We start from the raw sequence: 16,099 nt of genomic DNA on the forward strand, positions 1-16,099 counted from the left end.
TTAATTAATAAATATCATTATATCGTATAAACCATCTCGAGACGATAGTAATCCTTAAGTTTATTCTATGCTCCGTGGTTGAGTGATCATGATGTAAAATAGTACTGGTATGCCTAATAATGCTAAAATAATACTAGCAGGAATTTCAAATGGGCTTAACAATATACTTCCTAACCAATCCGACATTACCATCACTATACCACCTATAAACATATTTAGTACCATTTGTTGTCCAAGATTGAACTGCTGACCCTGACGTCGTACAAGCTGTGGAATAATCATGCCTATAAAACCAATGATGCCTACATATGCGACAATTACTGCAGTAATCAATGAAGCAATTAATAACACGCAATATGTTAATGATTGTACATTTAAACCTAAAGATGTTCCTTTCAAATGGCCTAGCTGTAATATCTTAATTTTTGGTATTAAACTACATAATACAATAATACCGATGAATAACGTAATACCTATATATATTACCTCGTTATACTCTGCAGATGAGAAACCGCCAAACATATAATTCACAATATTATTCATCTTCTGTTGATTAAAAATAATCAATACATAAAGAAATGCATTAAACAATGCACCTATCATAATACCGGATAAGATGAGTGTCCTTATCGGATAGCCTTTAGACATAGCAGTAGTAAGTGAGATCACTGTAATTAATGTTATAACACTAAAAATTACAGAAAAAACTGGTAACCATAAAAACGATAACCCTAATACTACAGCTATACCAGAACCAAAAGTTGCCCCACTTGCTAAACCTAATGTAAAGCTGTCGGCTAATGGGTTATTTAATAGCGTTTGAAACATATGACCTGCTAATGTTAAACCAATACCTGCTAATAATGCTTGAAGTGTTCTAGGCACTCTAACTTGAAATAATATAGATTGTGACAATGCTTCATTAATATTACCGATATTCCAAAGCATGCTTAGTAGCATACTGATAATGAGTAGGAAGATACAAATAATAAGTGCTTTATTATATTTCATGTCTTTGCCACGCTTTCAATAAAATCGTTCAGTCATATTGAATGATAAAAATATTTATTGTTCGTTATTAAAATGGTATATATTTTTATGCTAAAAGTAAATATCACATGATAAGAAATTCAGAAAGAAAACGTCAATTCTATATCATTTCTATAGCAATTGACGTTTATTTGTTAGCGAAAGCTATTTAGTTCCTAGGCTAATCTATCTTTGTGTTTTAGTAAATTACTATTCATAAATAGCTTCTTTCAATTTTTTCAATCCATCATCTATACGTGGACCTGGTCTTGATATTTCATCACCATTAACAGCTTTAACTTTATTGTGCTGTACCGCATTAATTTGATTAAAACCACCACGTTTGTTAATCATTTTTTGATATTCAGATGATGAAATACCCATTGTTGATATCATCAAATCTGGATTTTGCTTAATAATATCTTCTTTACTCACCTTCTGCCAACCTTTTAAATTAGAAAAACTGTTTTCTGCTTTTAATTGTGTCAGCATATCATCAAAAAATGTTTCTTTACCTGCAGTGTATATTTCTGGTTCAGATGAAATTTCCATGAAAACTTTTTGCCCTTTTACATCATTAGGCACTGATTTTTTTACGTTTTCGATATTTTGTTTTGTTTCTTTAACGAGTTTTTTGGCTGCTTTTTCTTTATGCGTTACCTTACCAATTTGCATAAATGATTCATACATTTCATCAATAGATTGTGCATCTTTCACATAAACGACTTTCACACCACTATCTTTTAATCCTTTAAGTACTTTATCATTCGTCGCTTTTTGAGATTCATGTGCCAATATTAAATCTGGCTTGGCTTTCATCAATGATTCTTTATTAAGTTTCATCGCATCAAATTGTTTCTTATCTTTTACTTCTTTAGGATAATCATCTACAGTTGATACGCCTATCACATCGTCACCCAAACCGAGTTCATATAAAATTTCCGTATTACTAGGCATTAGAGAAATAATACGTTTATAAGTGTGACCCTCAGATTGCCCTTCATCATGCTTTTGGTCTGACTTCGTACCACAAGCAGTTAAGACTACTACAAAAACAAGTAACAAACATAATAATTTATTCCATTTCTTCATACCTTAATCTCCTAATAGTTATTTTATTCTATATTACCAAACTCTCATCTCAATCGTTAAGTCTATTTTATGAAATTTAATTTTCAAAATAAGGATCTAAAAATGTATACTTGTTTTCATTTTTTCCATTAAAGTAATTTTTCCCAAAATTATCTAACAACGCATGAAATTCATTAGCATCTGCATTAGTAAATGTTTCAGGAAGTTCAATATGTCGCTTCAATTTCTCATAACTTTCTGTGTTGGTATAGCCTAGTTTTTTAAAAATTCTTCTAGTATAACTATCTGGAATAAAGACAACTTCTTCAAAAATATAAACTAAACACACATCTGCCGTTTCACTACCAATACCTTTGATTTCTAATAAAGCATTACGCAATTGAAGTTGATAATATGATCTTACAGCTTGATAATCAAAATCAAAACGTTTCAACCAGGCAAGTATATTCAAAATCGTTTTAGCTTTATTTTTATAAAATCCGCTTGATTTTATAAGCATTTGCAAAGATTCCAAATTCAAATTTAGCATCTGCTCTGGATCAAATTCAGTCTTCACCTTTAATTGTTCAAGCGCATAAGCAGCATTTCTCCAATTGGTATTTTGTACTAAAATCGCTCCTAATATCACTTCGATTTTAGACTCAGCAGGCCACCAATGTTGTGACCCCATATGTGAAGATAATAATTTATATAGCGACTGAATATCTAACATGTTAGCATTACCCTCCCAGTGATCACGATGAAGTAACCAATATCAAAAAAGAGCAAGTAAGGTTTGGTGATAGTACTGACGGAAATGCATCAAACTATGATTAACAAACCTAAACTTGCTCTTAAATAAAGGACTACTTTAATTACATAATAATTACATTGACTCTGGCGCTGTTACGCCAACAAGGTTTAATGCATTATGTAATGTAATTCTCACTGCATCAATTAATGCAATCAACGCTTTTGTTTTTTCTAAATCATCTGTTAAAACTTTTTCATCATTGTAAAACTTATGGAAATGTGCTGCCAAATCTTGAATATAGTTTGTAATTCTATGTGGTGCTCTGTGCGTTGCGGCACTTTCAATCGTTGGTTCAAATTCAGCAATTTTTTTCATAAGCTCAGTCGCTTTATCGTTTGTGATAAACGAATAGTCTGCGTCAGTTGAAGGTTCAATACCTTTTTCTTTAGCTTGTTTTAAAATTGAACAAATACGTGCATGTGCATATTGTGCATAATATACCGGATTATCTTGTGATTCTTGCTTTGCTAATTCCATATCAAAATCAAAATGCGTATCAGGACTGCGCATCGTTAAGAAATATCTCGCGGCATCCACGCCTACTTCATCCATAATTTCACGTAAAGTAATTGCATTTCCAGTACGTTTACTCATTTTCACTTCTTGACCGTCCTGCATTAAGCGGACCATTTGCATAATTTGAATTTCAAGACGCTCGCTATCAACACCAAATGTTTCCATTGATGCTTTCAAACGCTGTATATAGCCATGGTGATCTGCACCAAATAAATTTATTAATATATCGTTACCACGTTCAATTTTATCAAAATGGTATGCAATATCTGGTAAAAAGTAAGTATAATTACCATCTTTTTTAATCAATACACGATCTTTGTCATCCGAGAAATCGGTTGTACGTAACCATGTTGCACCATCTTCTTCGTAAGTGTAACCAAGTTCAGTCATTTTATTAAGTACTTGTTTGATTTCACCAGATTCATAAAGCGTTGTTTCGCTAAACCAATTATCATAATGTGTATTAAAATCAGCTAAGTCTTTTCTTAGTTTTTGCATTTCGTAATCGACGCCAAGTTGTCTGAATGTTTTAATACGTGCTTCTTCGTCTAAATCCTTTATTTCCGGTTGTTTCTCTGCCAAATCTTTACCAATATTGATGATATCTTTTCCATGATAGCCACCTTCTGGCATTTCAAAAGAATCATCACCAAGCGCTTCAAAATAACGTGCTTCTATTGAACGAGCTAAATTGGTAATTTGATTACCAGCATCATTAATATAATATTCTCTTGTGATATTATAACCAGCCGCTTCTAATATATTGGCCAACGTATCGCCAACTGCAGCATTACGGGCATGACCTATATGTAAATCACCTGTAGGATTAGCCGATACATATTCTAATAAAATATTTTCACCATTTTTAACTTTTTTATGACCAAATTGATCACCATTATTGATTGCTTCAGTAATAATCGCAGTCAAATAAGCACTATCTAAATAAAAATTGATAAAACCAGGTCCTGCGATATCAACTTTTTCAACTTGTGCAGCCGTTGTATCCAAATTTTCAACAATTGCTGTTGCGATTTCGCGTGGATTACGTTTCGCTATTTTTGTTAAGACCATTGCTATATTTGTTGAATAGTCACCATTTTTATTATCTTTTGGTATTTCGATTTTAATTTCAGGTATTTCATTCACGTCGGCAAGTTGTGCTTGTTGAATACTTTTCTTAATTTCTTCAACCAACTTTTGTTTGACTTGTTCGATTATGTTCATTTACGGCATCTCCTTGTAAGTAATTTCATATTGATAAGATCCCATCTTCTCTTCATCTTGAATTAAATCATAATGCACTTTCAATTTTCCACCATTATCATTTACAAAATGTAAAATAGAATGTGTATAAACGGTCAATGGTATGCGACCGCCACTAATTTCATACAAAGTAATCGTTTCCTCACCTTCTACAAAATGAAGGTTTAACTTAATATCACCATTGCGGATAATCTTTACTCCTGAAGTTTCAATTTTAACTGTCACATTAACGATTGCTCCGTCTATCTCTTCTTGATAACGAATAAAATCGGCTTTACGTTTTTGCCAAGATCCTGTAGTAGACAATGAGAATTTTTCCTTATTATCGAATTGTTTAACCACTTGTTTCGTTTGGATTGCAACATTGTTCTCCAATGTAAGTTTCACCCTAATCTTTAAAATAATACAAACCATTATAGCATACTTGAAATATGCAAAACAGTTGCTAAATTAATTTAAATTCAATAATCTCCATTTTCAAAGTTCGTTTACAACACCTTCACAATATTCAAAAATCACACATAAAAAAAGTAGAAAAAACAAAATCAAAATCTGATTTCGTATTTCTACTCTTTTCAAATGACGCAAATATCTCAATGCATACGTTACATGCATTTAAATACCGATGTTCTTCGTTTAATCGTTGAACTCTTAAAAACTAATGATATTAAACTGTCTCTAAAGCTTCATGCAATGAAGCATCAGAGTTATTCCACATATCTATATCATGCGATTTAAGAAACGCTGCTAATATTTTTTTATTTTGGTCACCTATTTGATCGATTTCAATATTATGTTTCATTGATTTATCCATCATATTTACATGTTCAGGCATACTTTTGTAACCTCTACGAATACTTCTATTTACTAATAAATAGCATGCTGTTAGTCCGGCATAGTAGGGACCATTTTCACCACGTTCTGTTGTAACCCAACACAACCAATATTCTTTCGCCTCTTCACCTTCAACGGCCGCCTTATCTTTAATCCATTTGACACCTTTTTCAACACTAGAACGCGCATGCATGCCTGCAATATCAATAAATGCCTCTTCGTTTGCAACATCGATAAACACTGGTGCTACGTTATCTAAACTTATAGAACCAATATTGGTACCTTTGTGACCATCCAACGGATCATTTTTAATAATATTGAATTTAAATCCCTTATTTTCAGCCATCAGCTTCCACCTCCATTATTAAAACAAGTAGCGCTGCAATTGTTAAATTACAATCCTACATAAGTTGTCTATATTAAAATTTTGCCATATTTAACAAAGTGATAAAAGTCATCAATTTTTAAGTGCTTAATTTAATTCATCTAATATACTATTAATAGCATTTCTAACTTGGTCATCTTCTATATCAGAAATAAATTCTTTTGGATAATATAATTTATAATCTTGTCTGTTAATGCCAGTTATACTATGAATAACTAAGGATTGACTACTAATTTCTCTTATTTTACCATTACGTCTCAACAAATGAATCGGCTGTCTGTCTGATCCTGGACGGTCATAATCATAAGGTAAATCAGAAAAGGATTCACTTACAAAGTAATAATTCGGATCTATACCTGCCTGTATAAACAAATCTGTTAATTCTGTAATTGTAATAATAGAACCATCAAATGGCATATATTTAAACAAATCCCGATTAATAAATCTACGAGATAAATCACTTAATATAGCGTCATCTTCATTAATCCATGCTTTTAAGTAATAAACTACAACCGCTTCATCTAAATCTACATACTGTTCAATCGTCATAGATTCTTCAAAGAACGGTATAAAATCGGCAGGATATTTTTTAAAAGTGTACCCTTCATTATAAAGTTGCTTTGCTCGTTTCAAACAATTATTAAGCAACACTTCTCCACCTCGACTAACTGGATGGAAGTAAACTTGCCAATACATTTGGTAACGGCTCATAATGAAGTTCTCTACTGCATGCATACCACTTTCTTTAATAAGTACTTCATCTTTTGAAGGTCGCATCAATCTCAAAATACGTTCCATATCAAATTGCCCATACGTAACACCCGTAAAATATGCATCACGTTGCAAGTAATCCATTCTATCAGCATCTATTTGTGAAGAAATCATAGAGATGACCAATTTATTTTCATGTGTTTTATTAATAACATCAGCTACTTGCTGTGGAAAATCTTCAGAAACACGTCGTAATACACGATTTACTTCTGTCGGGCCAGTAATAATTTTTTGCGTAAATTGTTCATGATCTGTATTAAAAATCTTCTCGAAGCTATGTGAAAATGGTCCATGACCTAAGTCGTGTAATAATGCGGCACATAGTGCAAGTGGACGATCATCATTATTCCATGCTTCACGACCGTCAAACGAATCATCAATTAATCTTCGAACAATCTCATATACACCTAATGAATGTCCAAATCTACTGTGTTCAGCGGTATGAAATGATAAGTATAATGTACCCAATTGCTTTATACGTCGTAAACGTTGAAATTCTTTCGTTTTAATCAAATCCCAAATCACTTGGTCTCTTACATGAATATATCTATGAATGGGGTCTTTAAATACTTTTTCTTCAGGTAACTTTTGTGTAGCATAAGTTGTAAAAGTCAATGTCGTCCTCCTATTCATACCTTGTTAATGTACATCTATGATAAAGTTTTACGCATCAATGCTAAATCCATTTCTTCCCCATACATCACGTGCATATACGAGCGCACACGCTCAAACCCTTTTTGTTCATAAAAAGCTACCGCTTCATCATTCTTATTATCCACTTCTAAAAATACTTCATCATATTCGTTTTGGAAATATGCCAAGCCTTCTTTCAGTAAATCAGAACCATATCCATGATGTTGCCACGAAGGTCTCACGTAATGGGCTGATAAGAATAATTCAGTGCCATATATAAAGTTAGCAAAACCAATGATCTGATCATCCTCTTCGATGACTAAAAATAATTGTTCTTCTAACCTTTTAAGTAAATGTTGTTCATTATATGAAGCAGCCAATAATTCATTTACAGTTTTAGCTGCATAGATATTTAAATAAGTATTATACCAAGCTTTTGTTGCTACATCTCTGATGCCTACAACATCTTCTGGCGCTGCTTTCCTAACTTTGTGCATGTTGGTTCCCCCTATTTATAGTAGGTAATAATACTCATATTATAACATAATTTTAGTGTTCAAAATACTTAATCTATTCATATGAAAATAGCTTGGACAATAGATAACATTGCCCAAACTATCTCTAAATATTACTTATTTAATGTATCTTGCCATTCTCGTGCGCGGTTTAATGCATACGAATCTTTATCAATATCTCCTGGTTTTTCAGCAGTTCCAATAATATAACCAGATAGCGTAGCACCTAAAAACTCTAAGCTATACTTGATTTGAGTGATACATGGCTTCGCTTTTACTTTTGGAAAATCTCCGCCGACAATAATGAGTCTAAAATCTTTTTCAGCCATTTTTGTCTTAAAATCCTTATAATTAGGATCCATTAAAGTTTCAGACCAATGATCAATGAATGCTTTCAAAGAGGCTGATATACTATACCAATACACGGGTGAGGCAAAAACAATTGTATCACTGGCTAACACTTGATCTATCATTTTTTTATAATCATCTTCATAAGTATCAATCGTTGTCCCATCATGTCTCACATCTCTCACTGGATTCAATTGGTACTGAGTTAAATCAAACCATTTGTAGTCATGTCCTGATAAGGCCATTTTAGTCAATCGAGCAGTGTTTCCCTCCGGACGACTGCCCCCGAACAAAACTGTAATCATAATAATCTCCTTTTTATATATTAAAATATTCCATTAGAGATATCTTAATAATTTTACACAAAAGTTCATAAATATAACATGTGTTTACAATAGTATATTATAGCATTAAATGATTTGTAGGAAAATTTATATATTTCAACTAAAATTTAAAAACTTTATAAAATGGGCATAGGATAGAAACTTAATTTTCTTTTAAAAATTTCGTCATCTCAACCTGGAAATAATAACTAGAATGAATAAAAGTACACAGTGATGCCTGAGCTAAAACTTATACATAAGTCCACTCACTTATTTATTATTTTCTAGGAAATAGTTGATTTATTTTTTCAATCTCTTCTTGAGTTAAATTAACTTCTAAAGTTGTTAAATTGTCCACGACTTGATGTGGTTGCTTTGCGCCTGGAATCACGACATCCAATGAAGGCTGAGTTAAATAGAATGCAAGCACAATATGTGCAACATCTACATTATGATTATCTGCAATACCTCTCAACTCATCAATTTTCTCTAAATTTTCTTTGAATTTTTCACCTTGGAATTCTGGATTCTTAGCACGAATATCATCAAATTTTGTATTTTCAGTGTATTTGCCAGCTAAAAGACCTGATACTAAAGGAAAATATGGAATAAATGTAATTTGATTTTCTTTTGTATATTCAAACACATCTTCATTTTCGCGATTTAGTAAATTGTATTCCATTTGCACAACATCAACATAGCCGTCTTTATTCGCTTCTTTTAGTTGATCTAATGTAAAATTAGAAACTCCTATCGCTTTAATCTTACCTTCATCTTTTAAATCTTTTAATGCAGCAACTGCTTGATCTTTAGGCGTAGTATCATCTGGAAAATGAATATAATACAAATCAATATAATCTACTTGAAGACGTTTTAAGCTTTTTTCTACTTGATCTTTAAGAAATGCTGGATCATTAGACATTTTCACATTACCATCTTCATCAAAATAATGCGCACCCTTTGTGGCAATTGCAAACTCGTCTCTAGCAAATTCTTTAACCGCTTCTCCTACTAATTCTTCCGAACGTTCTGGACCATAAATATAGGCTGTATCTAACAATGTAATACCATTTCTAACAGCAGTGCGAACCGTTTCTTTACCTTTTTCTTCGTCTAAATCATTATAAAAATTATGTCCACCAACAGCATTTGTACCTAAAGCAATCGGTGATACCGTTACATTTGATTTTCCTAATTGAACTTTTTCCGTCAAAACAATCCAACTCCTTATATATTAATTTTGATATATTTATAGAATCTCTGGCTCAAATTGTTTTTGTATCCCTTCATTACGAAAGTTACTTTGACAATACCATCAACAAACGCATGAACTGCTGAATACTATATAATATATCTCTACCCTTTTTCACTCAGTTTAATAATATGTTATACATATCGTATTTATGCACATAACAAAAATTACTTAACTTCATTAGTAATCATCGCTATTTTAAATATCTTGTCTCTCTAAAAAAGTATTGCCATGTAATTCAATTGTTTCAACTATTGCTAGCACAATTTGTTCGGAACACATATGATTTAACACGTAATGTTGAGACATAACAATATTAAGTTGCTGAATAACTTTTCTACCACTACTCAAAATTTAGCATGTTTTTGATGAGACCTTGAAGTAAAATGCTTAAAAATTACGTTTCAAAAATTTAGACATAATGGGACGTAGGACAGAATTCTAATTTTATTAAAATTATTTCGTCATCCACCTTTGCAAAGATGACTTGATTTGAAAAACATAAAACGATTTACTTGGGTTCAATATCATCTACCTACAATATAAATGCACTGGGACAAATCAATTACAGAGATATACACATAAAAAAGCAGGATGCAATACGTGATACACCCTACTTACAAATCATTTTTATTTAATTATTGTAATATATTTTTAAAGTGTCCATTTAATTAATGTAGACGCATATGACAAGCCGCCACCAAACCCAACTAATAGCATGAGGTCACCTTTTTTAAGTTGATGCGCTTGGACAGCTAAGTCAATCGATAATGGAATCGTAGCCGATGACGTATTACCATAATATTGAAGACTCATTAGCGCTTTATCTTTAGAGAGGTTAGCCTTTTCACATATTGATTCTATCATTCTGGCATTAGCACTATGTGGTGCAAACCAATCTATGTCCTCTTTTTTATAATTCGTGTTACGTAACGTATTGTCAATAATATTCGGAACATTGCCGACAGCCCATTTATATACGCCACGACCATTTTGAACAATATAACCAGGATTTTGTAAATCTTCGCCAAACATAGTATGAGAAAGTTCTGAACAATATAAATGATGTCCTTTGTCACCGTCCGAGCCAGAACTACTAGATATAAAGCTCGTTTCATCTTCACTGTATTCTACTAAAAATACGCCTGCTCCATCACCAAACAAAATACATGTATTGCGGTCTGTGTAATCTGTAATTCGTGATAGTGTTTCCGCGCCAATAACTAGCACTTTTTTATTTTGACCAGATGTAATCAGACCATTAGCTATATTCAAACCATAGGCAAAACCTGCACAAGCTGCATTAATATCAATGGCCCCTGCATTTTTCAATCCAAGTTTCGCTTGCACATAAGATGCGACACTTGGGGTTTTATAATCTGGAGTCAATGTAGCATTGATAATCATATCAACATCATTTAATTCCACTTGATATTTCTCTTGCAAATCCAGCACTGCTTTATAACTGATATCACTCGTATATTCATCTTCAGCTACAATTCTTCTTTCAACAATCCCAGTTCTTTGTTGGATCCATTCATCAGAAGTATCAACAATCTTCTCGAAATCATGGTTATCCATTCTTTTTTCCGGTACATAAGCACCTTGCGCAGTAATTTTAGCAAACGAATTCATATCATAACTCCTTTTATCAATCTATAACTTTAAAATTTCAAATTCTTATTATTTATCATACGCTTCATACTAATGAATGATAACACAATCAATGCAACACCTATAACATAAATAATAATTTCTAACTATAAATAAATATAAATAATATTATTAATTTATAGTTATAATTTATCACATGAACTAAATGTATAATAATCTTTAATTGACTTTTCATAATTTTTAAATTAATATTCATTTTTGATAACGTTTACATTATTTTTTAAGTAAAGGAGCAACAAAATGGAAAGTGATGATATCAAGCACTTGGTTGAATCAGGTCAACTATCTGTAGGCATTGAATTAGGCTCTACGCGTATAAAGACCATTGCTATCGCACCTAATTGCGAAACAATTGCAACAGGTTCTTTTGAATGGGAGAACAAATATGAAAATGGTTATTGGACTTATTCCATTAATGATGTATGGGTAGGCATTCAAAAAAGTTATGCTGAAATGTCACAATCAATTAAGGATAACTATCATGTTCAAATTAAATCCTTAGCTTCTCTAGGAATTAGTGGTATGATGCATGGTTACTTAGCATTTGATGACAATGATGATTTATTAGTACCTTTCAGAACTTGGCGCAATAACAATGCGAATAAAGCAGCAAAATTGTTACGCGAAGATTTTAAAGTAAATATACCAGAACGCTGGAGCATCGCTCAGCTGTTCCAATCAGCAATAGATGACGAAGCACACGTCAAACAAGTTAGTTATCTAACTACCCTAGCTGGTTATGTTCATTGGTATTTAACAGATAAAAAAGTATTAGGTATTGGAGACGCATCTGGTATGTTCCCAGTTGACAGCGAACGTAAGCAATTCCGTCAAGATCTATTAAAACGTTTTAATACATTATTTCAAAATTTAGGTTACTCGCAAGACATTAACGATATGTTACCAAATGTCATTGTAGCTGGAGAAATTGCTGGTTACTTAACAAAAACAGGCGCTAAACTCATCGACCCAAATGGTGAACTGGAACCAGGGTGTCCAATGTGTGCACCAGAATCAGATGCTGCAACAGGCATGGTGGCAACGAATAGCGTAGCACCAAAAACCGGAAATGTTTCTGCAGGAACTAGTATATTTTCAATGATTGTACTAGAGAAACCGATTACTTATGTTTATCCTGAAGTAGACATTGTAACTACACCTGATGGTTATGATGTTGCGATGATACATGCTAATAATTGTACATCTGATATCAATGCTTGGGTTCATTTGTTTGAAGAAGTCTTCCAACTCATGAATGTAAAATATGATAAAAATGAACTTTTTACCAAGTTATTTGAAAGCGCTTTTTATGGAGATGAAGACTTAGGAAAATTATTATCTTATGGCTATATCTCCGGAGAATTCATAACGGATGTCAATCAAGGTTATCCGATGTTCCTACGTCACGTTGATAGTGAATTCAATATTGAAAACTTTATGAAAACACATATTTTTAGTGCCTTTAGTACTTTGAAAATTGGTATTGATTTATTAAAAGAAAATGAAGATATTCAAATTGATAGCATGCTAGGCCACGGTGGTATTTTTAAAACAGACAAAGTTGCACAATCCTATTTAGCTGCAGCATTAGAAACACCAGTCAGTGTTATGAAAACTGCTAGTGAAGGTGGCGCATGGGGTATCGCAATATTATCCCGTTATTTACTAGAAAATCAGTATACAAATTTGGCCAATTACTTAAACGTTAAAGCTTTTGATAATACTGACCAAATCACTTTAAACCCTAAATCTCAAAATGTTGAAAGTTTTAGAAATTATATTCAAAAATTTAAAACATTATTACCTCTCCAACGACAGATAGATGAGTATATTTAAAGTCGATTAACATTTTAGAAATCATATTTAAAGATTAGGAGAGATTTTTGTGAATACACTAAGTACAGATAGCTCTAAGCAATTTTTAGGCTTACCGTTAACTTTAATTTGGGGTTATATCGCAGTAGCTATTTTCATGACTGGTGATGGTATTGAACAAGCTTTTTTATCAAAATATATTGTTAGTCTTGGGTTTGAAGCACATCAAGCATCCGCAGTCTTAACACTTTATGGTCTTATTGTAGCAGTTGCATCTTGGCTTTCCGGTATTTTGGCTGAAATTTTTAGCCCGAGAAAAATAATGGCATTTGCGTTTATCATTTGGATTATTTTTCATATCGGTTTTTTAACTTTAGGGTTAGAGCAACATAGCTATCCAATGATGTTAATTATGTATGGTATTAGAGGCTTTGCCTATCCGATGTTTATCTATAGCTTCGTCGTCTGGATTACATATTCAGCTCCAAAACATCGTCTAGCTTCAGCTATGGGCTGGTTCTGGGCAATGTATTCCGTGGGTATCGGGTTTTTAGGAACCTATCTACCTAGTTTTACAATACCTTGGATTGGATTTATGGGAACATTATGGTCTTCCATAATATTCATTTTAATCGGTGGTTTAATGGCCATGTTTTTAGTTAAAGATAGAAAAGGCTCTGAGAAAGAATCCGATAGATTAACGCCCAAAGAGATATTACTTGAATTCGCTAAAGGTATAACCATTTTAAAAAATCCTCAAGTTGCTATTGCTTGCGTAGTTAGAATCATTAACCAATTAGCCTTGTTTGGTCTTGTCGTTATCATGCCAATCGTATTCACTGATACCGTAGGATTTACTACATCAGAATGGTTGAGAATTTGGGGATTAATGTATATCGTAACTATTTTTACTAACCTATTTTGGGGTGTAGTTGGCGATAAAATCGGATGGGTACGACAAGTGCGGTGGTTTGGCTGTATGGGAATGGTGATTTCTACATTAGCATTTTACTATTTACCAATCTCGACTGGACCCAACATTTGGGTTGCTGGTGCAGTAGCGATTGTATTTGGTTTTGCTGTCGCGGCATTTGTACCGATGTCAGCCATTTTCCCCATTTTAGAACCAAATCATAAAGGGGCAGCGGTTTCTATTCATAATTTATCTGCTGGCTTAAGCAACTTTGTCGGACCAGCTATCGCAACGTTAACCGTACCGATAGGAGGTCCTGTATTAACTATTTGGACATATGCAATTATTTATTTCATAGGATTTATACTAACTTTCTTTATGAAAGTTAACCAACCAAATCATTAAAAAGGACAGGAGTTTTAACATGACAAATATATTAGAACAATTTAAATTAGATGGAAAAGTAGCAATTGTAACAGGGGGTGCGATGGGCTTAGGCAAAGCCATGGCTACTGCATTAGCACAAGCTGGTGCTAACATCGTTATCGCTGACATTAATGAAGCGGTAGCTAATGATACTGCACAAGAAATTCGTGAAACTGAAAGCGTAGAAGCGATCGCTCTAAAAGTAGATGTTACAAATCCAGATGCTGTAAATCAAATGGTCGAAGAAGTTACAAAACAATTTAATAAAATTGATATTTTAGTTAATAATGCTGGCATGACGATTAATGCAAAAGCTGAAGAAATGTCATTTGAAGATTGGAATAAAGTTATAAATTTAAATCTGAACGGCATTTTCTTAGTTGCACAATCCGTTGGACGTGTAATGATTAAACAAGGCTATGGTTCTATCATTAATACATCCTCTATGTCAGGACTAATTGCTAATAAACCTCAAGAACAATGTTCGTACAATGCTTCCAAAGCTGGTGTCATCATGTTGACGAAAAGTTTAGCTATGGAATGGTCAAAATACAATATTAAAGTAAACACAATTGCCCCGGGTTATATGAAAACAGAACTTACGAAACCCTTCTTTGATCAAGGTGGAGCAATGATTGAAGACTGGATGGGATTCACACCTATGGGCAGACCAGGCACACCAAATGAACTCGGTGGTATCGTTGTATATCTTGCATCTGATGCATCTTCATTTGCACAAGGTAGTGTCTTCACAATTGATGGTGGTTACACAGCACTATAAACATTAATAACATATAATGGTCTAGTTTCAATAATATATTAAATTAAAAAACACTTTTGCTCAATGCACATACAATATGTCGACATGAACAAAAGTGTTTTTTTATATTCATTAGTACAAAAATGATTAAACTGCATTGTGCAATTCAATCATTTCATATGTGTCACCTTGAGTGTCTTTCACTTACTTTTCTTCTTAGCTAATTTTTCTTTCAGTTTGCGATCTTGTTCTTCTTTACGTCGTTTACGTTCCTCATTGCGTTTTCTAAGGCGCTCTTCCTCTTCAGGATCTCTAGGTTTTTGCAACTGTTTTTCAATTTTTTCCATAAGCTCATCTTCAGTTAAGGCTGCTAATGGGCGATTATTAACAAATGCAAAAGTTTTACGTCGACCAGGACCACAATACGATTGACAACCTATTTCTATTTCTGCATGAGGATCTAATTTTGTCAGTTTTTTCTGTAAAGATTTACAATTAACGCCCTGACAATCATCGCAGATTAAAAATTTATTTTGCAAAATCAATCCCCTCATCTTTCCAAACGTGAATGATTCACTCATTTTACTGATAAATTATGTGAAATATGCGCTCAATTTCCTATCAAAGCCACATCAATATATTTATAACGATAAATTACAACTCTAATTATTTTACTCTATTTTAAATTTTTTTCAAGTTATGCCCATTAGATCTAAAAGTTGTGTATGAAAACATAGCATTTAACGTTCATGATACT

The 16,099-nt window shown here is 32.8% G+C and carries 15 protein-coding genes; 3 read left to right on the forward strand and 12 right to left on the reverse strand.

Annotated features, from left to right (window positions below; genetic code table 11):
- Positions 1–60 precede the first annotated feature (60 nt).
- The 11 genes from KA814_RS03800 to KA814_RS03850 form a co-directional block, all read right to left on the reverse strand.
- Positions 61–1,011 (reverse strand): FecCD family ABC transporter permease, encoded by a 951-nt coding sequence (locus KA814_RS03800; RefSeq protein WP_064209578.1) that lies wholly within the window; start codon positions 1,009–1,011, stop codon positions 61–63.
- Between the two features lie 228 nt (positions 1,012–1,239).
- Positions 1,240–2,121, reverse strand: a complete 882-nt coding sequence (locus tag KA814_RS03805; RefSeq protein WP_064209579.1) for an ABC transporter substrate-binding protein — start codon at positions 2,119–2,121, stop codon at positions 1,240–1,242.
- A 76-nt stretch (positions 2,122–2,197) separates the two neighbouring features.
- A complete protein-coding gene (locus tag KA814_RS03810) occupies positions 2,198–2,833 on the reverse strand; it encodes an endonuclease III domain-containing protein (protein ID WP_046207293.1) in 636 nt (211 codons plus the stop codon).
- Positions 2,834–2,986: 153 nt separating this feature from the next.
- Positions 2,987–4,654: an arginine--tRNA ligase gene (gene argS / locus KA814_RS03815; RefSeq protein WP_064209580.1), complete on the reverse strand. Its 1,668-nt coding sequence runs from the start codon at positions 4,652–4,654 to the stop codon at positions 2,987–2,989.
- A complete protein-coding gene (locus KA814_RS03820; RefSeq protein WP_064209581.1) occupies positions 4,655–5,068 on the reverse strand; it encodes a YwiB family protein in 414 nt (137 codons plus the stop codon).
- A 292-nt stretch (positions 5,069–5,360) separates the two neighbouring features.
- Complete coding sequence (locus KA814_RS03825) at positions 5,361–5,873, reverse strand: YwhD family protein (RefSeq protein ID WP_064209582.1); 513 nt, start codon at positions 5,871–5,873, stop codon at positions 5,361–5,363.
- Between the two features lie 126 nt (positions 5,874–5,999).
- Positions 6,000–7,316 (reverse strand): HD domain-containing protein, encoded by a 1,317-nt coding sequence (locus KA814_RS03830; RefSeq protein WP_174894800.1) that lies wholly within the window; start codon positions 7,314–7,316, stop codon positions 6,000–6,002.
- Between the two features lie 17 nt (positions 7,317–7,333).
- A complete protein-coding gene (locus tag KA814_RS03835) occupies positions 7,334–7,813 on the reverse strand; it encodes a GNAT family N-acetyltransferase (protein ID WP_064209583.1) in 480 nt (159 codons plus the stop codon).
- A 131-nt stretch (positions 7,814–7,944) separates the two neighbouring features.
- Positions 7,945–8,484, reverse strand: a complete 540-nt coding sequence (locus KA814_RS03840; protein ID WP_064209584.1) for a flavodoxin family protein — start codon at positions 8,482–8,484, stop codon at positions 7,945–7,947.
- A 295-nt stretch (positions 8,485–8,779) separates the two neighbouring features.
- Positions 8,780–9,715 carry an aldo/keto reductase gene (locus tag KA814_RS03845; RefSeq protein ID WP_046207286.1) on the reverse strand — a complete coding sequence of 312 codons (936 nt, stop codon included), beginning with the start codon at positions 9,713–9,715 and terminating at the stop codon, positions 8,780–8,782.
- A 693-nt stretch (positions 9,716–10,408) separates the two neighbouring features.
- Entirely contained in the window at positions 10,409–11,389 is a 981-nt protein-coding gene (locus KA814_RS03850; RefSeq protein WP_064209585.1) for a ketoacyl-ACP synthase III, read from the reverse strand.
- 279 nt (positions 11,390–11,668) lie between these two features.
- Here KA814_RS03850 and KA814_RS03855 point away from each other — a divergent pair, with 279 nt between their 5' ends.
- The 3 genes from KA814_RS03855 to KA814_RS03865 are packed head-to-tail and all read left to right on the forward strand — an operon-like array spanning position 11,669 to position 15,363.
- Positions 11,669–13,264 carry a xylulokinase gene (locus KA814_RS03855; protein WP_064209586.1) on the forward strand — a complete coding sequence of 532 codons (1,596 nt, stop codon included), beginning with the start codon at positions 11,669–11,671 and terminating at the stop codon, positions 13,262–13,264.
- Between the two features lie 49 nt (positions 13,265–13,313).
- Entirely contained in the window at positions 13,314–14,561 is a 1,248-nt protein-coding gene (locus tag KA814_RS03860) for an MFS transporter (RefSeq protein ID WP_046207283.1), read from the forward strand.
- Between the two features lie 19 nt (positions 14,562–14,580).
- The gene (locus KA814_RS03865) at positions 14,581–15,363 is read left to right on the forward strand and encodes an SDR family NAD(P)-dependent oxidoreductase (protein ID WP_046207282.1); all 783 of its coding nucleotides are present in this window, start codon (positions 14,581–14,583) and stop codon (positions 15,361–15,363) included.
- Positions 15,364–15,542: 179 nt separating this feature from the next.
- On the opposite strand, the gene KA814_RS03870 is transcribed toward KA814_RS03865, so the two are convergent.
- Complete coding sequence (locus KA814_RS03870) at positions 15,543–15,881, reverse strand: YuzB family protein (protein WP_064209587.1); 339 nt, start codon at positions 15,879–15,881, stop codon at positions 15,543–15,545.
- Positions 15,882–16,099: the final 218 nt, after the last annotated feature.

Source organism: Staphylococcus sp. GDY8P196P (assembly GCF_017891705.1).
Lineage (GTDB): Bacteria > Bacillota > Bacilli > Staphylococcales > Staphylococcaceae > Staphylococcus > Staphylococcus ureilyticus.

Coding starts and splice junctions, on each gene's coding strand:
- argS (WP_064209580.1), bottom strand. CDS start 4,654: ATGAACATAATCGAACAAGTCAAACAAAAGTTGGTTGAAGAAATTAAG.
- KA814_RS03840 (WP_064209584.1), bottom strand. CDS start 8,484: ATGATTACAGTTTTGTTCGGGGGCAGTCGTCCGGAGGGAAACACTGCT.
- KA814_RS03835 (WP_064209583.1), bottom strand. CDS start 7,813: ATGCACAAAGTTAGGAAAGCAGCGCCAGAAGATGTTGTAGGCATCAGA.
- KA814_RS03850 (WP_064209585.1), bottom strand. CDS start 11,389: ATGAATTCGTTTGCTAAAATTACTGCGCAAGGTGCTTATGTACCGGAA.
- KA814_RS03810 (WP_046207293.1), bottom strand. CDS start 2,833: ATGTTAGATATTCAGTCGCTATATAAATTATTATCTTCACATATGGGG.
- KA814_RS03830 (WP_174894800.1), bottom strand. CDS start 7,316: ATGAATAGGAGGACGACATTGACTTTTACAACTTATGCTACACAAAAG.
- KA814_RS03865 (WP_046207282.1), top strand. CDS start 14,581: ATGACAAATATATTAGAACAATTTAAATTAGATGGAAAAGTAGCAATT.
- KA814_RS03855 (WP_064209586.1), top strand. CDS start 11,669: ATGGAAAGTGATGATATCAAGCACTTGGTTGAATCAGGTCAACTATCT.
- KA814_RS03805 (WP_064209579.1), bottom strand. CDS start 2,121: ATGAAGAAATGGAATAAATTATTATGTTTGTTACTTGTTTTTGTAGTA.
- KA814_RS03800 (WP_064209578.1), bottom strand. CDS start 1,011: ATGAAATATAATAAAGCACTTATTATTTGTATCTTCCTACTCATTATC.
- KA814_RS03825 (WP_064209582.1), bottom strand. CDS start 5,873: ATGGCTGAAAATAAGGGATTTAAATTCAATATTATTAAAAATGATCCG.